The organism is Humibacter antri (genome assembly GCF_054777235.1).
In genome coordinates this window covers 49544-70707 of the sequence record NZ_BAAHAW010000043.1, presented here as the reverse complement: position 1 = coordinate 70707, position 21164 = coordinate 49544, and the positions used below count along the sequence as shown (strand labels likewise).

The 21164-nt window shown below is 67.5% G+C and carries 23 protein-coding genes; 4 read left to right on the top strand and 19 right to left on the bottom strand.

Going from position 1 to position 21164, the window contains the following annotated elements:
- Nucleotides 1–7: 7 nt before the first annotated feature.
- Nucleotides 8–622, bottom strand: coding sequence for a TetR/AcrR family transcriptional regulator (locus ACYVDK_RS16695; protein WP_460523811.1), 615 nt, complete (start codon nucleotides 620–622; stop codon nucleotides 8–10).
- A gap of 68 nt (nucleotides 623–690) precedes the next feature.
- Between ACYVDK_RS16695 and ACYVDK_RS16690 the strand changes: the two genes are divergently transcribed.
- Nucleotides 691–1512, top strand: coding sequence for a class I SAM-dependent methyltransferase (locus ACYVDK_RS16690; RefSeq protein WP_460523809.1), 822 nt, complete (start codon nucleotides 691–693; stop codon nucleotides 1510–1512).
- A 15-nt stretch (nucleotides 1513–1527) separates the two neighbouring features.
- Here the strand turns inward: ACYVDK_RS16690 and ACYVDK_RS16685 are convergent, their stop codons facing one another.
- From ACYVDK_RS16685 to infC, 4 genes are all read right to left on the bottom strand, one after another.
- Complete coding sequence (locus ACYVDK_RS16685) at nucleotides 1528–2328, bottom strand: TrmH family RNA methyltransferase (RefSeq protein WP_460523807.1); 801 nt, start codon at nucleotides 2326–2328, stop codon at nucleotides 1528–1530.
- A 507-nt stretch (nucleotides 2329–2835) separates the two neighbouring features.
- On the bottom strand, nucleotides 2836–3219 hold the full coding sequence (gene rplT, locus ACYVDK_RS16680; protein ID WP_460523805.1) for a 50S ribosomal protein L20: 384 nt from the start codon (nucleotides 3217–3219) through the stop codon (nucleotides 2836–2838).
- 31 nt (nucleotides 3220–3250) lie between these two features.
- A complete protein-coding gene (gene rpmI, locus ACYVDK_RS16675) occupies nucleotides 3251–3445 on the bottom strand; it encodes a 50S ribosomal protein L35 (RefSeq protein WP_440296034.1) in 195 nt (64 codons plus the stop codon).
- Entirely contained in the window at nucleotides 3445–4044 is a 600-nt protein-coding gene (gene infC / locus ACYVDK_RS16670) for a translation initiation factor IF-3 (protein ID WP_460523803.1), read from the bottom strand. The genes rpmI and infC overlap by 1 nt, the downstream gene beginning before the upstream one ends.
- A 365-nt stretch (nucleotides 4045–4409) precedes the next feature.
- Here infC and ACYVDK_RS16665 point away from each other — a divergent pair, with 365 nt between their 5' ends.
- Nucleotides 4410–4796, top strand: a complete 387-nt coding sequence (locus ACYVDK_RS16665) for a DUF1844 domain-containing protein (RefSeq protein ID WP_460523801.1) — start codon at nucleotides 4410–4412, stop codon at nucleotides 4794–4796.
- A gap of 23 nt (nucleotides 4797–4819) precedes the next feature.
- On the opposite strand, the gene ACYVDK_RS16660 is transcribed toward ACYVDK_RS16665, so the two are convergent.
- The 7 genes from ACYVDK_RS16660 to ACYVDK_RS16630 all read right to left on the bottom strand — a co-directional run bounded on the left by ACYVDK_RS16660 (nucleotide 4820) and on the right by ACYVDK_RS16630 (nucleotide 9741).
- Nucleotides 4820–5551, bottom strand: a complete 732-nt coding sequence (locus ACYVDK_RS16660; RefSeq protein ID WP_460523843.1) for an SseB family protein — start codon at nucleotides 5549–5551, stop codon at nucleotides 4820–4822.
- Nucleotides 5552–5600: 49 nt separating this feature from the next.
- A complete protein-coding gene (gene priA, locus ACYVDK_RS16655; protein WP_460523799.1) occupies nucleotides 5601–6347 on the bottom strand; it encodes a 1-(5-phosphoribosyl)-5-[(5-phosphoribosylamino)methylideneamino] imidazole-4-carboxamide isomerase in 747 nt (248 codons plus the stop codon).
- A 60-nt stretch (nucleotides 6348–6407) separates the two neighbouring features.
- A complete protein-coding gene (hisH, locus tag ACYVDK_RS16650) occupies nucleotides 6408–7076 on the bottom strand; it encodes an imidazole glycerol phosphate synthase subunit HisH (protein ID WP_460523797.1) in 669 nt (222 codons plus the stop codon).
- Nucleotides 7073–7675 carry an imidazoleglycerol-phosphate dehydratase gene (hisB, locus tag ACYVDK_RS16645; RefSeq protein ID WP_460523795.1) on the bottom strand — a complete coding sequence of 201 codons (603 nt, stop codon included), beginning with the start codon at nucleotides 7673–7675 and terminating at the stop codon, nucleotides 7073–7075. The genes hisH and hisB overlap by 4 nt, the downstream gene beginning before the upstream one ends.
- Nucleotides 7676–7685: 10 nt before the next feature.
- Nucleotides 7686–8819: a histidinol-phosphate transaminase gene (locus ACYVDK_RS16640; RefSeq protein WP_460523793.1), complete on the bottom strand. Its 1134-nt coding sequence runs from the start codon at nucleotides 8817–8819 to the stop codon at nucleotides 7686–7688.
- Nucleotides 8820–8841: 22 nt separating this feature from the next.
- Entirely contained in the window at nucleotides 8842–9291 is a 450-nt protein-coding gene (locus ACYVDK_RS16635; RefSeq protein WP_460523791.1) for a LysM peptidoglycan-binding domain-containing protein, read from the bottom strand.
- Nucleotides 9292–9516: 225 nt separating this feature from the next.
- Nucleotides 9517–9741, bottom strand: coding sequence for a hypothetical protein (locus tag ACYVDK_RS16630; protein ID WP_460523845.1), 225 nt, complete (start codon nucleotides 9739–9741; stop codon nucleotides 9517–9519).
- On the opposite strand from ACYVDK_RS16630, the gene lexA reads away from it, so the two are divergent.
- Nucleotides 9685–10467: a transcriptional repressor LexA gene (gene lexA / locus ACYVDK_RS16625; protein ID WP_460523789.1), complete on the top strand. Its 783-nt coding sequence runs from the start codon at nucleotides 9685–9687 to the stop codon at nucleotides 10465–10467. The two genes, ACYVDK_RS16630 and lexA, sit on opposite strands and share 57 nt — an antisense overlap.
- Before the next feature lie 258 nt (nucleotides 10468–10725).
- Here the strand turns inward: lexA and metE are convergent, their stop codons facing one another.
- The 3 genes from metE to hflX all read right to left on the bottom strand — a co-directional run bounded on the left by metE (nucleotide 10726) and on the right by hflX (nucleotide 16008).
- Complete coding sequence (gene metE, locus ACYVDK_RS16620; RefSeq protein WP_460523787.1) at nucleotides 10726–13059, bottom strand: 5-methyltetrahydropteroyltriglutamate--homocysteine S-methyltransferase; 2334 nt, start codon at nucleotides 13057–13059, stop codon at nucleotides 10726–10728.
- On the bottom strand, nucleotides 13056–14141 hold the full coding sequence (locus ACYVDK_RS16615) for a methylenetetrahydrofolate reductase (protein WP_460523785.1): 1086 nt from the start codon (nucleotides 14139–14141) through the stop codon (nucleotides 13056–13058). The genes metE and ACYVDK_RS16615 overlap by 4 nt, the downstream gene beginning before the upstream one ends.
- Before the next feature lie 271 nt (nucleotides 14142–14412).
- Entirely contained in the window at nucleotides 14413–16008 is a 1596-nt protein-coding gene (gene hflX / locus ACYVDK_RS16610; protein ID WP_460523783.1) for a GTPase HflX, read from the bottom strand.
- Nucleotides 16009–16153: 145 nt separating this feature from the next.
- On the opposite strand from hflX, the gene ACYVDK_RS16605 reads away from it, so the two are divergent.
- Nucleotides 16154–16765, top strand: coding sequence for a class I SAM-dependent methyltransferase (locus tag ACYVDK_RS16605; RefSeq protein WP_460523781.1), 612 nt, complete (start codon nucleotides 16154–16156; stop codon nucleotides 16763–16765).
- Nucleotides 16766–16861: 96 nt separating this feature from the next.
- Here the strand turns inward: ACYVDK_RS16605 and dapF are convergent, their stop codons facing one another.
- Genes dapF through ACYVDK_RS16585 form a run of 4 tightly spaced genes read right to left on the bottom strand, consistent with a single transcriptional unit; the run spans nucleotide 16862 to nucleotide 21151 of the window.
- Nucleotides 16862–17740 carry a diaminopimelate epimerase gene (gene dapF, locus ACYVDK_RS16600; RefSeq protein ID WP_460523779.1) on the bottom strand — a complete coding sequence of 293 codons (879 nt, stop codon included), beginning with the start codon at nucleotides 17738–17740 and terminating at the stop codon, nucleotides 16862–16864.
- On the bottom strand, nucleotides 17737–18705 hold the full coding sequence (gene miaA / locus ACYVDK_RS16595) for a tRNA (adenosine(37)-N6)-dimethylallyltransferase MiaA (RefSeq protein WP_460523841.1): 969 nt from the start codon (nucleotides 18703–18705) through the stop codon (nucleotides 17737–17739). The genes dapF and miaA overlap by 4 nt, the downstream gene beginning before the upstream one ends.
- Before the next feature lie 37 nt (nucleotides 18706–18742).
- Nucleotides 18743–20395: a tRNA (N6-isopentenyl adenosine(37)-C2)-methylthiotransferase MiaB gene (gene miaB, locus ACYVDK_RS16590; RefSeq protein ID WP_460523777.1), complete on the bottom strand. Its 1653-nt coding sequence runs from the start codon at nucleotides 20393–20395 to the stop codon at nucleotides 18743–18745.
- Nucleotides 20396–20446: 51 nt separating this feature from the next.
- The gene (locus ACYVDK_RS16585; protein WP_460523775.1) at nucleotides 20447–21151 is read right to left on the bottom strand and encodes a regulatory protein RecX; all 705 of its coding nucleotides are present in this window, start codon (nucleotides 21149–21151) and stop codon (nucleotides 20447–20449) included.
- Between the last annotated feature and the right edge of the window lie 13 nt (nucleotides 21152–21164).

The following is a 21164-nucleotide window of genomic DNA, read 5'->3' as shown; positions in this document are numbered from 1 at the left end:
ATCAAGTCTACGCAGGGCCCGGGGCCGGAAATCCCGGCTCGACGCCGAGGACGATCGCTGCGACCACTTCGTCGACGGCGTCCGGAGCCGGCGCGGCACCGAGCTCGCCGGCGAAAAGCAGGTGGCCGGAGCCGATCAACGCGAGTGCAATCGTGCGCGGGTCGGCGGCCGGCGCCAGACGGCCTCGATCGCGCTCGTCTGCGAGGTAGGCGGTGAGCATCCTCGTGGCCTCGCCGAGATACGACAGCGGGTGTTCTCCGGATGCCTTCAGCAACGCGCGCACCGCATCCCTGGCGATCACGATGCGGATGGTCGCGAGTCCGAGCGGGTCGAAGACGCGCACCAATGCATTCCGCAGGTTCGTCACCACGCCCGATGTTCCGGCTCCGGCGTTCAGCTCGTCGCCGACCTCGTGAAGCCGAACCGTCTTCTCCTCGACCCAATCGGCCAGGAACGTGTCGAAGTCCGGGAAGTGGCGGTGCAGCACTCCCTTCGCCACGCCGAGCTCTTCCGTCACGGCGCGACTGGTCAGACCGCTCGCTCCATCGCGGCGCACCACCTGATCCGCGGCGTCGAAGAGGCGAGCGCGTGCGTCCTGCAAGACGACCCCGGTCGGCGTCACGTGCACTCCCTCGTTCGCTCAGCGCGATCACGCACCGCAGTGACCGCATGCCCACTTATAGTGGGCGCATGGTCATTCTACCCGAGCGCTTCAGAGCATCCGAGTCCCACAAGGCACGAGAGATGGCCGAGTCGTTCGGTGTGCACGCCGCGGCCTACGATCGAGCCCGCCCGCGCTACCCCAGCGAATTGGCAGACCGGGCACTGGCGGAGACGCGCACTGCCTCGAACACGGCGGAAGTACTCGACGTGGGCATCGGGACCGGCATCTCAGCTCAGCCATTCCACGAACGCGGAGCACGCATCACGGGGGTCGACGCCGATCCCCGCATGGCCGAGTTCGCGCGGTCACGCGGGTTCGACGTCGAGGTGGCGAAGTTCGAGGAGTGGGACGCCGCGGGCCGCTACTTCGATCTCGTGGTCGCCGGGCAGACCTGGCACTGGATAGACCCCCTGACCGGAGCAGCCAAAGCGGCGAGCGTTCTGCGAGGAGGCGGACGGCTCGCGGTGTTCTGGAACGTGATGCAGTTCCCGCCTGAACTCGGGGCCGCGCTCGATGCCGCACTCGAACGCCATCTGCCCGGTACGCCGTTCGCCCGGGGGATTTCGGCCGGTCTGAGCGGATACGAGTCGCAGCTGCACAAGGCGAGTGCGGGCATCCGGGAGTCCGGCGAGTTCGGCGAGGCCGAGCGATGGCGGTTCGACTGGCGCCGGGAGTATGGCGCAGATGAATGGCTGGACGGGCTCCAGACCGCCGGCGGGTTCAATCGGCTGCCCGTCGAACGACTCGAACCGATTTTCGACGAGATCCGCCAGGCGATCGACGACGTCGGCGGTTCGTTCACCATGGACTATGCCGCGATGGTGGTCACCGCCGTGCGCAACCCCTGACAGCGCACCCGCTCGTCAGGAGCGCTGCGCGAACGCCGACTCGTAAAGGCACACCGAGGCCGCCGTCGCGAGATTCATCGACTCCGCATGTCCGTAGATCGGCACCGTGATCACGCGATCGACGAGAGCGACGGCCTCGTCGGAGAGCCCGTGGGCCTCGTTGCCGAACACCCACGCCGTCGGTTCGGCAAGTTCGCCACTCACGCGCGCGACCAGCAAGTCGTCGCCGGCCATGTCGGCCGCGAGCACACGGAGTCCCGCTGCCTTGGCCCGGCCGAGCACGGCGTCGATCGATGCGCCCACAGCGACAGGCAGGTGGAAGATCGAACCCGTCGTCGAGCGGACGACCTTCGGGTTGTAGAGATCGACAGTATGACCGGAGAATACGACCGCATCCGCTCCCGCTGAATCCGCGGCACGGATGATCGTGCCCGCATTCCCGGGGTCGCGCACCTCCTCGAGCACCGCGATCAGCCGCGGCGAAGCGTCGAAGACCGCGTCGAGGGACACCGGGAACTGCTTGCACACCGCCACGAACCCCTGCGGCGTGACGGTATCGGCCATTGCATCGAGCACGTGCTCCGCGACGAGCTCGGTGCGTACATCGGCCCGCCTGGCCAGACCGATGATGTCATCATGCTTGCGCAAGGCATGCTCCGTGACGAAAAGTTCGACGACGAGCTCCGGTCGCCAGGCGAGCACCTCTCGTGCAGCCTGAGGGCCCTCGAGCAAGAAGGTACCGGTATCGGCACGCGCCGACTTCTTCGCGAGTTTGGCGACGGCACGGACCCTTGGCGACCGGGGGTTGTCGAGCACGCGCCCAGCCTAGCTGTGCTTGTTCTGCGCGCGCGACGGTGCTTGTTTTGCGCGCGCGGTACCGCGCGCGCCGCGGTCGACTTCCCGGGCGGTCACGTCCGGCGGCGTACACGCCGCCGCCTCGCAGAGCGCCTCGCGTACCCGACTTGGCGCGCGACGGTGCTTGTTTTGCGTGCGCGGTACCGCGCACGCCGCGGTCGACTTCCCGGGCGGTCACGTCCGGCGGCGTACACGCCGCCGCCTCGCAGAGCGCCTCGCGTACCCGACTTGGCGCGCGTCGGTACTTGTTTTGCGCGCGCCACCGTCGCGCACGCCGCGGTCGACTTCCCGCGTGGTGGCGTACGGCGGCGTACACGCCGCCACCTCGCAGAGCGGGTCCCGTTCTCGAAGTGGTCCGCGACCTTGAGTTCGACCGCTCGAGACTCTCGGCTCCACCCGCTCGCAAACGAAAAACGGCCCGGTTCCCTGGAGAGCCGGGCCGTCCTGCGCTTGCTTGGCTGTGCCTGGTCAGGCCGCCTTCGGGGCTGACGTGTCGGCGGGCAGCGCCTTCTTCGCGGTCTCGACGAGCGCGGCGAAGGTTGCCGGCTCGTTCACGGCGAGCTCGGCGAGAATGCGACGGTCCACCTCGACACCTGCCAGGTTCAGTCCCTGGATCAGGCGGTTGTAGGTGAGGCCGTTCTGACGGCTCGCGGCGTTGATGCGCTGGATCCAGAGACGACGGAAGTCGCCCTTGCGCGCACGACGGTCACGGTAGCTGTAGACCAGCGAGTGTGTGACCTGTTCCTTCGCCTTGCGGTAGAGGCGCGACCGCTGACCGCGGTAGCCCTCGGCGCGCTCGAGGATGACCCGACGCTTCTTGTGGGCGTTGACGGCCCTCTTCACTCTTGCCATTGTTCGTAGTTCCTTTACGCGTCGTTTCGGCTTACTTGCCGAGGAGCTTCTTGGCGACCTTGGCGTCGACGTTCGGAAGCACCTGGTCCTGGTTCAGACGGCGCGTACGACGGCTCGTCTTGAGCTCCAGATGGTGGCGCATGCCGGCCTGCTGCTTCATCACCTTGCCGCTGCCGGTGAGCTTGAACCGCTTCTTGGCCCCGGAGTGGGTCTTCTGCTTGGGCATTATTTCTCCTCATCGGTGGCGGATTCGATCTCCGCCTCGGTGGCCGTCTCCCCGGATCGCTGCTGCTGCGAGCGCGCCCGGTTGGCGGCACGTTGTGCGTTGGCCTCGGCCTTGGCCTCCGACTTGTTCTTCAAGGGGCCGATGACCATGACCATGTTGCGACCGTCGATGGTCGGGGTCGATTCGACAGAACCGAAATCCGCGACGTCCTCAGCGAATCGCTGCAGCAAACGCACGCCCTGTTCGGGCCGGGACTGCTCGCGCCCGCGGAACAGGATCATCGCCTTGACCTTGTCGCCGGACTTCAGGAATCCCTCGGCGCGCTTGCGCTTCGTTTCGTAGTCGTGTTTGTCGATCTTGAGGCGGAACCGCACCTCTTTCAGCACGGTGTTCGCCTGGTTGCGCCTGGCTTCTTTCGCCTTCTGCGCAGCCTCGTACTTGAACTTGCCGTAATCCATGATCTTGGCCACCGGGGGCTTCGAGTTCGGAGCCACCTCGACGAGGTCCATGTCTGCCTCCTGCGCGAGACGGATGGCGACCTCGATCTTGACGACGCCGATCTGCTCTCCGCCGGGGCCGACGAGACGAACCTCGGGCACGCGGATACGGTCATTGGTACGGGGATCGCTGATGCGTGTCTCCTCTGATCGAACAGTGCTGTGAACGGCACCCACGGCGGCGCCGCAAGTGGTCGGCAGAGGTCTCACACACGTGCGATCCGTGCTCGCGCACGGCCGCGCATCCCGCACCCTTTACGTCAGCTTCAGGAGACTTTCGTCACCTGAAGCGGAGTGCGTAACGACCCGGTAACCTGATGAAGCGGTCATCGCGGGTGGGAGAGTCTCCACTTTTCCTTTCGAAGCATGATGCTCCGAAAGCCCGACACAGCCTAGCAGACGCTCGGGCCGAAAGCAGAATCGGCGGCCGCCGCCCTTCACCCATGTCCAGCCGCCGCGGAGGCCTCATGTCCGATCAGCACATCCACCGATTCGATGAAGGCGATGCACTGCAAGCCGAAGCCGCGGCGCTCGCTGAGGCTACGCGGGACATCGCGGATGTGCCGGCCGTCGAGGTGATCACGACAACGGCCGTGCACCTGATGAGCGCGGCCGCCGTGAAGTGCGGCCTGGCGGACGATCCGGACGCCCAGACCGATCTGGACGAGGCACGGAAGCTCATCGACGCCTTGGCCGGCCTGGTGACGGCCAGCGCACAGCACATCGGCGACCAGCACGCGCGGAGCCTGCGCGATGGGCTGCGCAGCCTGCAGCTCGCGTTCCGCGAGGCATCCGTCATTCCAGATGCACCGGGCTCGGGACCGGGAGAGAAGTACACCGGCCCGGTGAACTGACCGGCTTCGACGGCGGCTCCCGGTCAGCCCGCTGAGCGGACGCGGAGCGTCATGGAGTCGACGCGATCCGCGATGAGTGCCGAGGCTGCCCACGCGGACGTGAGGCGCGCCACGATGATGTCGAGGGAATCCCGGTCGAGGCCAGGGCGCAGCGCGAGGACCACCTCGAGCTCGGGCCCCCGCAACAGGGCCGTGGGGTCTCCCGCCGAAAGGGTCACAGCCTGCACTGCCTCCTCCTGGCGGGTCGCCTCCGAGAAAGCCGTGATCACGGCATCGTCTTGCCACGGCGGCGTCCACGGTGCACCCGTTGCCAGCGCTTTGACCGCCGGACGGCGAAGCACGAACTCAGTCGGAGTCGTCGGATCGATCACCACGAGTTCCGTCTGCTCGCTCGCCGCCGCGAGCGCTATGCGCGGTCCGACAGCGGGAACCGGGCGGGCTCGCGCGTTCCACGCGGACATCGTCTGAACGGAGGAGAACGCCGGCAACACGGCCCGGCCATCCGGCGCCTGCACCGTGGCGATCGACAACTCCTGCGTCTTGTCGACGAGGTGCCCATCAGGGGTTTCGCCGACTTCGCCTGCATGGGCCAGAAGAGGCACGAGCAATCTCGACGCACGGACCGCGTCAATGACAGTCACCTGGTCCACGGTTCCCTGCCCGAATGCGATCAGGGAAGCAAGCAGAGCGGGGTCGGCCGAACCGTCGTCGGTCGTCGCCTGGCCCTGCTCGAACGAACGTCCACCCCATGGCAAGCCGGCCGAGTCCGCCCGGTCGGTCGAGCCGAAGAGGTGGCGAGAGCGTTCAGCGCCGGGCAACGTCCAGCGCCTCCGGGAGCGTGAAGGCGCCGGAGTAGAGCGCCTTGCCGACTATCGCGCCCTCCACGCCGAGCGGGACGAGCTCGCGGAGCGCGAGGATGTCATCCAGGCTGGAGACTCCCCCGGAGGCGACCACCGGCCGGTGCGTGCGCGCCGTGACCTGACGCAGGAGCTCCAGGTTGGGGCCTCGCAGAGTGCCGTCCTTCGTGACATCCGTGACGACGTAGCGCGCGCATCCGGCGTCTTCGAGCTGTGCGAGCACCTCCCAAAGGTCTCCGCCTTCCTTCGTCCAGCCACGTGCCGCGAGGGTCGTTCCGCGCACGTCCAGGCCCACCGCGATCGCCTCGCCGTAGCGCGAGATCACATCGGACGCCCACTGCGGATTCTCCAACGCCGCCGTGCCGAGGTTCACACGTTTCGCCCCGAGTTCGAGCGCCTGCTCCAATGACGCGTCATCGCGGATGCCGCCGGACAATTCGATCTTCACGTCACGCCTGGACCGCATGACGGCCTTGAGCACGTCCCGGTTGTGGCCGCGGCCGAACGCCGCGTCGAGGTCGACGAGATGAATCCACTCCGCGCCCTGCTCGACCCATTCGTGCGCCGCGTCGACCGGGTCGCCGTAGCTCGTCTCGCTTCCCGCTTCGCCCTGCGTCAGCCGTACCGCCTTGCCGTCGGCGATGTCGACGGCGGGGAGCAGCACGAGTTCGGGGGTGTCGCTGATGGGGCTCATCTGTGGCTTTGCTCTTTCGGTGACGTTGACGGTAGGCGAGAAGCGGCCGAATACCGCAGCCTAGGCGGGGATGACAGGCAGGCTCTTCACCCAGTTGGTCAGCAGCCGGATGCCCGCCTCACCGGATTTCTCCGGGTGGAACTGAGTGGCCGAGAGCGGCCCGTTCTCGACGGCGGCGAGGAATCGCCCTCCGTGGTCGGCCCAGGTGAGCTTTGCGGCCGCGAATGGGCCGGACTGCTCCATCTCCCAGCGCTGCGCCGCGTACGAATGCACGAAGTAGAAGCGTTCGTCACCCACACCGTCGAACAGCACGGAGTCGGAAGGAGCCTCCACGGAGTTCCAACCCATGTGGGGCAGCACGTCGGATGCCAGCCGATCGACAGAGCCCGGCCACTCGCCGAGGCCCTTCGTGTCATGTCCGTGCTCGACGCCGCGCTCGAACAGCACCTGCATGCCCACGCAGATGCCGAGCACCGGACGTCCGCCCGCGAGGCGCCGGTCGATGATCTCGGCACCGCGCACAGCCTGAAGCTGATCCACGACCGCTTGGAACGCGCCGACACCGGGGACCACCAGCCCGTCGGCATCCATCGCAGCCTCGCGTTCGCTCGTGAGCCTCACGTGCGCTCCCGCCGCTTCGAGTGCTTTGGCCGCCGAGTGCACATTGCCCGAACCGTAGTCGAGCACGACGACCGAGGGCGCGGGAGCGGCGGCCTGGCCGCCTGTCACAGTGCGCCCTTCGTCGACGGGATGCCCCGAACGAGCGGATCGGTCGCCTTCGCCTGCCGGAACGCACGGGCGAACGCCTTGAACTCCGCCTCCGCGATGTGGTGCGGGTCGCGACCCCCGAGCACACGCACATGCACGGTGAGCGCGGCGTTGAACGCGATCGCCTCGAAGACGTGCCGCACCATCGATCCGGTGAAGTGGCCCCCGATCAAGTGGTGTTCGAAACCGACCGGCTCGCCGGAGTGCACGAGATACGGGCGCCCGGAGATGTCGACAACAGCCTGCACGATCGCCTCGTCGAGCGGCACGGTCGCATCCCCGTAGCGCGAGATTCCCGACTTGTCGCCGAGCGCCTCCTTGATCGCGAGGCCGAGTACGATGCCGACGTCTTCCACAGTGTGGTGAACGTCGATCTCGATGTCGCCTTTTGCCCGCACCGTCAGATCGGTGAGCGAGTGCTTGGCGAACGCGGTGAGCAGGTGGTCGTAGAACGGCACCGTGGTGTGCACGCTGCTGTGGCCGGAGCCGTCCAGATCGAGCGACAGCTCGATGCTCGACTCGCTGGTCTCGCGGCGGATGCTCGCAGTACGGCTGCTCATGCCGTCAAGCCTAATTGAGGGAGGAAGCCGTGCTCGTCGATGCGGTCGACGATGCCGTGGCGGCCGGTGCAGGGGTCAGTTCGCCCATGGCATCGAGGAAGACAGTGGTCTCCGCCTCCGTGCCGGCGCTTACGCGCAGGTGATGCGGTATGCCGACATCGCGCACGAGAATGCCCCGTTCTTTGAGAGCGAGGAACATCGCGTGAGGGTCGTCCACCCCGCCGAACAACACGAAGTTGCTGCCCGAGTCGTGCACGGGATAGCCCAATTCCGTCAGACGGGATGCGATCCGGTCCCGTTGCCGCACGATGTCGCGCACTGTCGCGAGCATCTCGCCGGAGTGCCGAAGCGCTGCCACGGCCGCCGTCTGCGTGAGAACGGAGAGGTGATACGGCAGCCGCACGAGACGGAGGGCGTCGGCCACGGCGGGGTCGGCCGCGAGGTAGCCGAGCCGCACACCGGCGAACGCGAACGCCTTGCTCATCGTGCGTGAGACGATCAGCCGCTCACGATTGGGAAGCAGGGTCAGTGCGCTCGGCGCTCCCTCGGGCATGAACTCCTGGTAAGCCTCGTCGACGACCACGATGCCGTCGGTCGCGCCGTAGACCGCTTCGACGACGTCCAGGCCGAGCGGCGTCCCTGTCGGGTTGTTCGGCGCGCACAGGATCACGATGTCTGGACGGCGTTCCCGCACCACGGTGGCCGCCTCGTCGGGCGTGACCGTGTAGTCCGGTGCCCGATCGGCCGCGATCCATCCGGTTCCCGTCCCGGCCGCGAGCAGCGGGTACATCGAGTAGGTGGGCGCGAACCCGAGGGCGCTGCGTCCGGGGCCGCCGAACGCCTGCATGATCTGCTGGAGCACCTCGTTGGAGCCGTTCGCCGCCCAGATGTGCGACGCATCCAGACCGTGTCCGAGGTAGCTCGCCAGGGCTTCGCGCAGTTCGACGAATTCCCGATCCGGGTAGCGGTTCGCGCCCTTCAGCGCTTCTCCGACCGACTCGAGGATGTCTGCCACGACGTCGCCCGGAATCGGATGCGTGTTCTCGTTGACGTTCAGCGCCACTGGCACAGGCGCCTGTGGTGCTCCGTACGGCGACTTGCCGCGCAGATCATCGCGGAGCGGAAGATCGGAGAACGAGGTCACGCATCAATGCTAGAGCGGACCTTCACCGGCTCGAGCCGTCGAACTCGCGCGGGATCGCCAGTCGCTCCCCCGCCTGCACCATGCTCGACGAGAGGCCGTTCAGATCGACGAACGCTAGGACCACATCCCGCGGGTCATCTCGCGGGGCCACACGTTGGGCGATGCTCCACAATGACTCACCCGACTGCACCGTCAGATGGTGGAATGACGCGCCCGAGGACCGGATGCCCGCCATGGCACCGCCACTGGCCAGAAGCGCGCCCCCGCCCATCAGGAGCGGCAGCACGATGAGCGCCGACAGCACGGCCCGGCCACGACGAGTGAGACGCGTGCGGACACGTGAGCGGCGTACATCGGCCGGCGCCTGCGAGCGAACCGGGGCGGCATCCAGGTGGCTCGTCGAGCCGTCCAGCGTCGAACGATTCGCCGTCGGACGGTTCCGTGCCGCGTGCGCGAGTGCGATGGTCGTCATGACGGTCTCCCTTCAGTCTCGAACCCGTGTTCCGAATCTATCTTCGATTCCTTCGGAATTCAACGGTATGTTCGGATCTCTTCGGTCCGAGTTGCCAACACGCTCGAACAGAATGGCCGATCCAGGTCGAAACCCGGATAGAGTTTCGATCTGTCAGGAACAACGTCAACACGCACCACCGACATTCGATCGAGGTGTGGTTGCGGATGCTCGCATCCCGCTACCTCACCGATTGAGCATGTTGAGCGGCACAGGCTCGAGCAGCTCCGCTGCGAGAAGCTGCGGCATCCGCCGCGGGAGACGTTCGAAACGTTCGTCGCAGACCGCGAACCACAAGGGCAGATCGCCGCAGCAGAGAGCAGCGTCGGCCGCCGATGACGAGAGGAAGAGCACGTGACCGACGTCGACCATGTACAGCACGACGGCCCGCAGCCGGATGATCCGCAACACGGAGCCGGAACTGCAGCTGCCTCGGCGCCTACCGCTCGCCGCAGCCGCGCAACGGAGAAGCCGCGCACGCGACGACGCAAGAGCCTCAGCGACAAGCAGCGTGCGATCCTCGAGGTCATCCAGCGTTCCGTGAGCCAGCGAGGATACCCGCCGAGCATGCGCGAGATAGGCGACGCAGTGGGTCTCGCGTCGCTTTCCAGCGTGGCGCATCAGCTGGGTCAGCTCGAATTGAGCGGATACCTGCGTCGCGACCCGAACCGCCCCCGTGCACTCGAGGTTCTGATCGATCTGCCGGAGAGCACGGGCCGCGCCGAGGCGACTGCCGACTTCGAGACCTCGATTCCCGTCGGGGACGCCACCATGGTGCCCATGGTGGGCCGGATCGCCGCCGGTGTTCCGATCACAGCGGAGCAGCAGGTCGAGGAGGTGTTCCCGCTCCCCCGGCAACTCGTCGGCAACGGTGAGCTGTTCATGCTGAAGGTGCAGGGCGAGTCGATGATCGACGCTGCCATCTGCAACGGTGACTGGGTGGTCGTTCGGCAGCAGAAGACGGCGGAGAACGGCGACATCGTCGCGGCCATGCTTGACGGAGAGGCGACGGTCAAGGTGTTCCGTCAGCGGGACGGTCACACCTGGCTGCTGCCGCGCAACTCGGCCTACGAACCGATCCTCGGCGACTTCGCCGACGTGGTCGGCAAGGTCGTCGCCGTGCTGCGCGCGGTCTGAGCGCCGCCCCTCGGCGATGCAACCGGCTCGATCCGGGTCGAGCACCGCTTCGGTGCTGCTCCGGAGAAGGTGGGGCGCGCCTGGACAGACGCTCTCGCGCTGCATCGCGGGGCACGATGATGCGGCTCGTGCACGGCGAGTTCCGCGACGCTTCCGAACACGACGCTCAGGGCCTGCGCCGAGCTCTCACAAAGCTCGACCGAGGCTCGCGGCGGATGCCGAGGGGCTGATCCAGCCGCAGGCATCCGCCGCCGTACGCTACGCCGGCTGCTTCTCGCGAACGGCCCGGGTCGCCTCGATGATGTTCCTCAGCGACGCCACCGTCTCGTCGTAACCACGCGTTTTCAGCCCGCAGTCCGGGTTCACCCACACCTGCCGCTCCGGGATGCCGCCCAGCGCCTTCTCGATGAGCTCGGTGACCTCGGCCACCGACGGCACGCGCGGCGAATGGATGTCGTAGACGCCGGGACCGATTCCGTGGTCGAATCCGCTGGCCTTGATGTCATCGACCACCTCCATGCGGCTGCGGGCGGCTTCGATGCTGGTGACGTCGGCGTCGAGGTTGCGGATCGCGTCGATCACGACGCCGAACTCGGAGTAGCACAGGTGCGTGTGGATCTGCGTCGCGTCGCCGACACCGCTCGTGGCGAGGCGGAATGAGCCGACCGACCAGTCGAGATAGTCCGACTGGTCCGTCTTCTTGAGCGGAAGCAGCTCGCGCAGCGCGGGCTCGTCCACCTGCACGATGCGGATGCCTGCGGATTCCAGGGCGGCGATCTCGTCGCGGAGGGCAAGCGCCACCTGCCGTGCCGTGTCGCCAAGTGGCTGGTCATCGCGCACGAACGACCAGGCGAGGATGGTCACAGGACCCGTGAGCATCCCCTTCACGGGCTTGTCAGTGAGCGACTGGGTGAACGTGGACCACTCGACGGTGATCGGCTTCGGACGCGACACGTCTCCCCACAGGATCGACGGCCTCGTGCACCGGCTTCCGTACGATTGAACCCAGCCGTTCTGCGTCACCGCGAATCCGTCCAGGTTCTCGGCGAAGTACTGCACCATGTCGTTGCGCTCCGGCTCACCGTGAACTATGACGTCGATGCCGATCTCCTCCTGAAGGTCGACGACGCGTTTGATCTCGCCCCGCATGAGCCCGAGGTACTCCGCCTCACTGATGACGCCCTTCGCGAACTGTGCGCGCGCACGCCGGATGTCGCCGGTCTGCGGGAACGATCCGATCGTGGTCGTTGGCAGCAGCGGGAGGCCGAGGGCGGCGTCCTGAGCCGCCAGCCTGATTGCATAGTCACCGCGCCGGAAGTCGGCATCGGTGAGCGCCCCGGCACGACCACGCACCGCACCGTCGCGCACCCCAGGCGCACCCAGCCGATCGGTGAGGGCTGCGGATGCCTGTGCCAGCTCGTCCTGGATCGCCTCGTGCCCGTCGTCCAGACCCCGTGCCAGCGTTGCCACCTGGACGACCTTCTGATCGGCGAAGGCGAGCCAGGACCTCAGCCGATCATCCAGCGCCGGCTCATCCTCGACATCGTGCGGCACATGCAGCAGCGAAGTGGACGTGGATGCCGCGATGTTGGGCGACAGTGCGAGCAACGACTCGAGTGCGCCGAAGGCGGACTCGAGGTCGCCGCGCCAGACGTTGTGCCCGTCGATCACACCGCCGACCACGGTCTTGCCGCGCAACGCGGCCTTGGTGTCGGCATCCAGCCCGGAGGGGATGCCCCCACGCACCAGATCGAGCGAGATCGCCTCGACATTCGTGGCTGCGAGAATCGGAAGGGCGTCGTCGAGGCCGCCGTATGGGGCCGCGACGAAGAGGCTCGGCCTGTCCGACGCGGCGCCCAGTGTCTCGTATGCGGTGCTGGCGGCCGCGAGCACGTCGGCTCGCGCGTCATCGAGGCTCTCGCTCACCAGTGCCGGCTCGTCCAGTTGCACCCATTCGGCGCCCGCTGACTTCAGCTCGGCGAGAAGTCGTACATAGGCCGGGAGCACATCCGCGAGCCGCGACAACGGCCGGAAGCCCTCGGGTGCGCCATCGGCGGGCTTGCTGAGCGCCAGGAACGTGACCGGGCCGACGATGACCGGGCGCGTGAGATATCCGTCCGCCTTGGCCTCCTCGAACTCGCGGACGAGTCGATCGGACGCCAGCCGGAACTCGGTGTCAGCGCCGATCTCCGGTACGAGGTAGTGATAGTTCGAGTCGAACCACTTCGTCATCTCCAGCGGGGCATCCTCGCCAGCGCCGCGGGCGATCGTGAAGTAGCCTGCGAGGTCGACGCGGCCCTGGGCATCCTGCAGCCGAGCGAAACGGGACGGGATCGCTCCGAGCGTTGTGGCGGCATCCAGCACCTGGTCGTAGTAGCTGAACGTCTCGGGGATGGCGGAGCCGGTCTTGCCGAGGCCGAGCTGCGAAAGCCGGTCACGCGTCGTACGACGGAGCTCGGCGGCAGTGGCCTCGAGTTCGTCCGAGGTGATCGTGCCCGCCCAGAAGGCCTCGACGGCCTTCTTGAGTTCGCGACGACGGCCGACGCGCGGGTACCCGACGATGGTGCCGGTCGGGAAAGTGGAGGAGGTCATGCGTTTTCCTTCTGTTTGCTGGCCTGCTGGGGTGGTGTGGTCGTGGCTGTTTCGGCGGTCGCCTGCTCCGCGGAATCCTCTTCGAGCGCGGACGAGTCGATCAGACCGCAGCGCTCGAGCACGGCGAGCGATGTCTGCGGCTGGTTGAAAGTGCAGAGATGAATGCCGGGTGCACCGCCCGCGACGAGCCGTTCGGCCAGGTTCGCGGCATGCTCGATGCCGATCTCACGTCTGCCCTCGTCGGTGGGCTCCACTTCGAGGCGGATGCTGAGATCGCTGGGGGCGTCCTCACCGTTCAGTTCGAGAATGCGCCGAAGTCGTGCCGGCGAGGTCACGGGCATGATGCCTGGCAGGATCGGCAACGTCAGCCCGGCGCGGCGTGCCCTCTCCACGAAGAAGAAGTAGTCCTCGGCATGGAAGAACAACTGGGTGATCGCGAGGTTCGCGCCTTGCGCCTGCTTGGCCAGCAGCGTGTCGATGTCTTGATCGATCGAACGCGAACGCGGATGCCCGTTCAGGAACGCGGCAACGGCGATCGTGACCCGCTCGCGCCTGCCCACCGCGCTAGCATGCGTCAACCCCGGAACCGGGATCTCGCGGTACGGGGCGTGTTCCGCCTGAATGCGGTGGATCAGCTGCACGAGTTCCGAAGCACTGTGCAGGTCGCCCAGCGGTCCATCCACCGGCACCCCGGTCGGCGGGTCGCCACGCACGGCGAGAAAGCGAGTCACGCCCGCAGCCAGGAACTCACGGATCATGCGCCCGGCCTGCTCGTGGGACGACCCGACGCAAGTGAGGTGCGCCATGGCCGGCACAGGAGTTGCCCGGGTGATGTGCCTGACGACGTCGAGAGACGAAGCGTGCGAGGAGCCGCCGGCACCGTAGGTGACCGAGATGAAGCGCGGCGCGACGGCGGCCAGACGCCGGATGGTACGGGGCAGGGCGCGCGCGGCCGCCTCGTTGCGCGGCGGGTAGAGCTCGAACGAGAAGGGTGTTCCCTTGGGACAGCGGCTGTGCTCCGGATCCAGGGCGTCACTGAAAAGCGCGGTCGGCGAGCCGTCGTCGAGGTGCTGTGCACTCATGGCGGCTCCCTGCTCGGGCGGCGCGGAGGCGATCGGTCGCAGGTCGTGGCCGAAGGCATCCGCACCGCAACTCTCGCGACCGCCGGTGCGGCGGCCACTCGGTCATGCGGCTCGGGGCGGGTGCCGGGCTCGGCTGTCGCTCCAGTCGAACCGGCCGACATCGGCCATGTTCGACGAACGTTTCGATCACAGTAACAAACGCGTGGCGCGAACGGATACTGCGTGTTACGCAGCGCTACATCGAGGTCCGCCGACTCGGTCGCGGCCGGTGTCAGCGCGCTCCGGCGATGGCCGGCGTCGCACGGAACGGATCGAAGACGGGCACGAACTCGGGAGCCACCTTCGCGGTGATGCGGGTGCCGTCCGGTTCGTACTCGGTGCGCATCACGCGTCCGCGCTCATGAAGGGCGGACACGAGATCTCCCCGGTCGTACGGGATCAACACGTCGATCTCGACGGATCGGTCAGGTAGCGCGCGCGCGATCGCCGCCAGCACCTCATCGACGCCTTCGCCACTGCGTGCGGAGGCGAAGATCGCCGCCGGCTCCAATCCGCGCAGTTCCAGGCGCCGACCGTCGTCGATGAGATCGGCCTTGTTGAAGACGACGAGCTCGGCGATGTCGCGCCCCCCGACCTCGCCGATCACGTCGCGAACTGTGGCGAGCTGCGCCGCCGGATCGGGGTGGGAGGCATCCACGACGTGCACGATCACATCCGCGTCGGCCACTTCTTCCAGCGTCGACCGGAAGGCCTCTACAAGCTGATGCGGAAGGTTGCGTACGAATCCGACCGTGTCGGCCAGCGTGTACAAACGGCCGTCGGCGGTGATGGAGCGCCGCACCGTGGCATCCAGGGTGGCGAACAGTGCGTTCTCGACGAGAACGCCCGCCTTGGTGATGCGGTTGAGCAGGCTCGACTTGCCGGCGTTGGTGTAGCCGGCGATGGCCACCGAGGGAACGCTGTTGCGACGGCGGTTCGCCCGTTTGGCCTCTCGTGCCGGCTTGAAGTCCTTGATCTGTCTGCGCAGTTTCGCCATACGGGAATGGATGCGTCGGCGGTCCAGCTCGATCTTGGTCTCGCCGGGCCCGCGGCTGCCCATGCCGGCGCCCGCGCCGCCCACCTGGCCGCCGGCTTGCCTGCTCATCGACTCGCCCCAGCCGCGCAGGCGCGGGAGCAGGTACTCGAGTTGCGCCAGCTCCACCTGCGCCTTGCCCTCGCGGCTCTTCGCGTGCTGGCTGAAGATGTCCAGGATCACTGCGGTGCGATCGATCACCTTGACCTTGACGATGTCTTCGAGTGCACGACGCTGGCTCGGCGCCAGCTCGGTGTCGGCGACGACGGTGTCGGCGCCGAGCGCCTTGACGATGTCGTGCAGTTCCTGCGCCTTTCCGCTGCCGAGGTACGTGCCGGGGTCGGGGTGCGGCCGCCGCTGCAGTACGCCGTCGAGTACGACGGCACCGGCCGTCTCGGCGAGTGCCGCGAGTTCGCGCAGCGAGTTCTCTGCATCCACCTGCGTTCCCGCCGAGTACACACCGATCAGCACCACGTTCTCGAGCCGCAACTGCCGGTACTCGACCTCTGTGACGTCTTCGAGCTCCGTGGAGAGACCCGCAACGCGGCGCAACGCCGCACGCTCTTCGCGGTCGAACTGCTCGCCGTCGTCGCTCTGGCCGTCGGCCGCGGACCGTTGCAGGGCCTGCGCGCTCTGCCCGAAGATCGTCGTTCGAGCGGATGTCTGCTCCGCCCGCGCGAGAATCCGCGCGACCACGTCGTCAGGCGCCGACTCCGTCGGTTCGTCGTTCTCGGTCGGTTCGTCGTTGCGGTCGTCGAGCGCATCGCGCCCGTGCTCACTGTGGGTTTGCGTCATCGTGTGCTCCACCATAGTTCTCTACGCCGACAGCGCCCCGGAGCCATGAGCAAGAGCCATTTCCTGCCTGCGCCGAGACGCCGACACCCGCCGCAGTCTCCCCGACGGCTGTGGGAAGCGAGAGCTCGTCCGGTATTTTCCTTGTATGGCCAGCGGCGAGCACTACTTCACGGCACGACCCGGCGGCGACGCGAAGCTGCGGCCGCTCCCCGTTCGCCTCGCCGGCCGTGAAGTCGAACTGGTCACCGCCTCAGGCATCTTCAGCCCCGATCGGATCGACATCGGCACACGGGTACTCCTCACCGACGCGCCGGAGGCGCCTTCGAGCGGGCATCTTCTCGACCTCGGCTGCGGCTGGGGGCCGGTCGCCCTCACTCTCGCGCTCGAATCCCCGGACGCGACGGTCTGGGCCGTCGACGTGAACGAACGCGCCCTCGACATCGTGCGCCGGAACGCCTTGATCCTCGGGCTCACGAACGTCCGCGCCGCTCTGCCCGACGACGTACCCGATGAGGTCGCGTTTCGTGCGATCTGGTCGAATCCGCCGATTCGCGTGGGCAAGGACGAACTGCATGCCATGCTTCTGCGTTGGCTGCCGCGGTTGGATGTCGACGCGGATGCCTGGCTCGTCGTGCAGCGCAACCTCGGCTCGGACTCACTACAGCGGTGGCTCGAGACAGACCTTCCGTCCGGGCTCGGTGTTCGACGCGCCTCCTCCAGCAAGGGATTCCGCGTGCTGCGTGTCAGGCGCGAATAGGGCGTACCGCAGGCTGACTCGATAGCACTTTCGCCGCACAGTGCGGCATCAGCACAGAGCGGCATCAGCACAGAGCGGCATCAGCACGGAGCGGCATCAGCCGATGGTGACCTCGCCGTCGTAGACGAGCTCGGCGGGACCCGACAACGCGACGTGCTCGCCGTCTTCGGCTGCGAACATCCGCACTCCCAGCGTTCCGCCAGGAGTGCGCACCTTCCAGTTGTCCGGAGCACCATCGCCCGCCCAGTACCGAGTGGCCAGCGCCGCGGCCGCAGTCCCGGTGCCGCACGCCAAGGTCTCACCGCTGCCCCGTTCGTGCACTCTCATGCGGATGCGGCCGACCCCGTCGTCGACGAGCGGGTCGAAGGGGACGACGAACTCCACGTTCGCGCCACTCACCGGCTCCGGATCGAGCATCGGCGTCGGACCGAGATCGAGACGGTCGAGTTCGTCGTCGTCGGCCAGCGCGACCACCACGTGCGGGTTGCCGACGTCGATGCCCACGCCGGGCCGCGGCACCCCCAGCCCCTTGGCGCGCACTGTGGGGTCGTCGCCGACGAGATGCCATCTGCCGAGGTCGACCTGAAAGCCCGCCCCGCTGCGCTGCACGTCTCGCACGCCGGAACGAGTTCCGATCGGAAGGGTCTGGCCCGGCTGCAAGTGTGCGAATCCGCCGTCGATCAGGTAGCGAGTGAACACCCGGATGCCGTTGCCGCACATCTCGGCCGGGGTGCCGTCGGCGTTGTGGTAGTCCATGAACCACTCTGCCGTCGGGTCCTCCGACAGCGCGAGCGCACCCTGGGGGATCGCGGACGACTTCACGGCACGAATCACGCCGTCGGCGCCGACGCCGAAGTGCCGGTCGCAGATCAACGCGATCTGTGCCGCCGAGAGATCGACTGCACCTTCGGGGTCGGCGAAGAGCACGAAGTCGTTGCCGGCGCCGTGGCCCTTGCTGAACGAGAGTGTGGTCACCGCGCAAGCCTATCCAGTACCGCTGTCACGAGCCGGTCGGCCTCCGCGGGGCCCGTACCCGATGCGTCGAGCCAACCGATCTCCGGATACCGCTTGAACCACGCGACCTGCCGCCGCGCGTATCGTCGGGTGAGTCGCTGCGTCTCGGCGATCGCCTGATCCTGCGTCAGCTCACCCCGCAGCTGCGCCGCCGCCTGGGCGTAGCCGATGGCCTTCGACGCCGTCACACCTTGGTCGAAGCCCTTGGAGAGGAGCCCACGCACCTCGTCGAGAAGCCCGGCCGCCCACATCCGCTCGACACGAGCATCCAGTCGTTCGACAAGGCGATCACGGGGAACTGCAAGGCCGACCACCGTCACCGGCGACCACGGCACCGGGTGCTCGGGAAGAGACGCCCCGTGCCCTTGCTGCCGCAACTCGGCCACTTCGAGCGCACGTATGACACGTCGTGGGTTCGCCGGATCCACTCGCTCCGCCGTGACCGGGTCGAGCGCACGCAGCCGCTCCAGCAGCGGACGGGTGCCGGATGCTTGCGCCTCGGCCTCGAGCCGCGCCCGCAGCTGCTCGTCTCGGCCGGGAAACGCGAAATCATAGATCACCGACGAGACGTACAGTCCCGAACCGCCGACCAGGATCGGCAGGGCTCCCCTGCGACGGATGTCATCGATCGCGCGTCGGGCGACCGGCTGGTACCAGGCGACCGTGGCCTCCTGCGTCACCTCGAGCACGTCGATCAGGTGATGCCTGATGCCCCGGCGCTCGTGGGACGGCAGCTTCGCGGTGCCGATGACCATGCCGCGGTAGAACTGCATGGCGTCCGCGCCCACGATCTCGGCGCGGACACCTTGTTCTCCGAGGGCAAGAGCGATCGCGATCGCGAGGTCGCTCTTGCCCGTGCCGGTCGCACCGACGATCGCGAGATAGTTCCGCGAGCCATCCGGTTCCCTGAATGGCCGGGAAGACACTTGCTCGGCGGATTCGCTCACGCGGCTGGCGGACGGACTACCGCTCACCGTCGGCGAGATCGTAGATCGGCGTCGTCGGACCGGCCGGCGTGCCGGGGTCGAGCGTGTTCGTACGTCGCCGGGGGCCCATCTCCGATCGGGGACGTAACCCAGGCAGACCTAGGGACACCCTCCCCTCGGCACCGGATGTCCCGTGCGAGGGGACGGCGCAGGACTCGGCCTCAGCGCGATCCCATGCATCGCCTGCCCTCGTGCGACGCACTCGGAGCAGTTCGCCCGGCCCCGAGTCGGCCAGCAGATGGAAGGGAGCGGCATGCGTGACGCGCACCGTGACGATGTCACCGGGCCGCGGGATCCCTGACCCTTCCGGCAGTTCGAAGTGCACGAGACGACTGTCTTCGGCGCGTCCGCTCATGCGGTGCGTCTCGGCGTCCTTCTTACCTTCGCCGGTGGAGACGAGCACCTGCACCTCACGTCCGACGAGCTTCTCGTTCTCATCCAGGCCGATGCGTTCCTGCAGGGCGATCAACCGCTCGTAGCGATCCTGCACGACGCCTTTCGGCACCTGTTCCGCCATGCTGGCTGCAGGAGTGCCTGGGCGTGCGGAGTACTGGAACGTGAATGCCGAGGCGAACCGCGCCTGCTCGACGACACGGAGCGTCTCCTGAAAGTCTTCCTCGGTCTCTCCCGGGAACCCCACGATGATGTCTGTGCTGATCGCGGCGTCAGGGATGCGCGAGCGCACCCTGTCGAGGATGCCGAGGAACCTCGCGGAACGATAGCTGCGGCGCATGGCGCGAAGGATGCGATCGGAGCCGGATTGCAGAGGCATGTGCAGTTGCGGCATCACGGCGGGTGTCTCGGCCATGGCGTCGATGACGTCGTCGGTGAATGCGGCAGGATGCGGCGAGGTGAACCGGATGCGCTCCAGCCCGTCGATCCCACCAGCAGCCCTCAGCAGTTTGCCGAACGCGAGCCGGTCGCCGAAGTCGACGCCATACGAATTCACGTTCTGGCCGAGGAGCGTCACCTCGATCGCGCCATCGTCGACCAGGGACTGGATCTCGGCGAGCACGTCGCCTGGCCGGCGGTCGTTCTCCTTGCCGCGCAGCGACGGCACGATGCAGAAGGTGCACGTGTTGTTGCAGCCGACGGAGATCGACACCCAGCCGCTGTATGTGGAGTCGCGTTTCGTCGGGAGTGTCGACGGGAAGGTCTCGAGGGCCTCGAGGATCTCCACCTGTGCTTCGTGGTTGTGCCGCGCTCGCTCCAGCAGATTCGGCAACGCACCCATGTTGTGCGTGCCGAACACGACGTCGACCCATGGCGCCTTCTCCAGGATGACGTTCTTGTCCTTCTGGGCCAGGCAGCCCCCGACGGCGATCTGCATGCCGGCGTGCCGCCGCTTCACCGATGCCAGGTGGCCGAGGTTGCCGTAGAGCTTATTGTCGGCGTTCTCGCGCACCGCGCAGGTGTTGATCACGACGACGTCGGCCTCCGTTCCGGCCGCGCGCACGTACCCGGCCGCCTCCAGCGAACCGCTGAGACGCTCCGAATCGTGCACGTTCATCTGACAGCCGTACGTGCGAACCTCGTAGGTGCGCACGTGCCCGTCGGTGTCGACGGCGGCATCCGACACGGCGATCGACGTCGGAGTCGAGCCGGGTCGGATTCGATCGGCAATGCTCATAGTGCGCACTAGTCTACGTTCGCGTTCCTGACCGCCGGGTGCGGCGGCGTCTCAGTGGAACCGGACTCCCCCGGCCAAGGACGAGCCCTTCGGATGTCCGTCCAGCGCGGTGCGTACCGCCGGCCGGATGACCTCGCCGTCGTAACCCTTGCGGGCCAGGTATCCGCTCAGTCGCCGTGCAGCGACCTCGTAGTCGACGGAACGCAACTGCCGTGCGCGTGCCGCCGCGAGTTCGGTGGCTCGTTCGAGTTCGTCGTCGCTGCCGAGCTCCGCCATGGCGTCGGCGATGACCGTGTCATCCAGGTGCCGCCTCCGCAGCTCCCCCTCGATGGCGGCCCGCCCCGAGCCCTTACGCGTGTGCATCGCGTAGACGACCGAGACCGCGAGGGCCGCGTCGTCGACCAGTCCCAGGCTCTCGAGCCGATCGAGCTCCGCTGCCGCCGTGTCTGCATCCACTTCGCGTTTGGCCAGCACCTGCTCGAGCTCCCAGCGAGACATGCCTCGTCGCGCGAGTTGATGGATCGCCACGTTGCCGGCGCGAGCCGTCTTGCGGTCACGGCGCTCGCTCTGACCCGTGGTCGCCTCCTCGTCAGCATCCGACGCGGCGCGCTGCGGAAGAGAGCGAGTGCGAACGAGGGCGTTCTGTGCCGCGTGCGAGGGCTGCGCACCCGGAAGGTACGTCACCGGAGCGAGCCCGCGCTCCTCGCCTGCATCCCTACGGCCAGCGGATCCCGTGGGTGGGAACTGCACCACCATCGTGCGCTCGCCT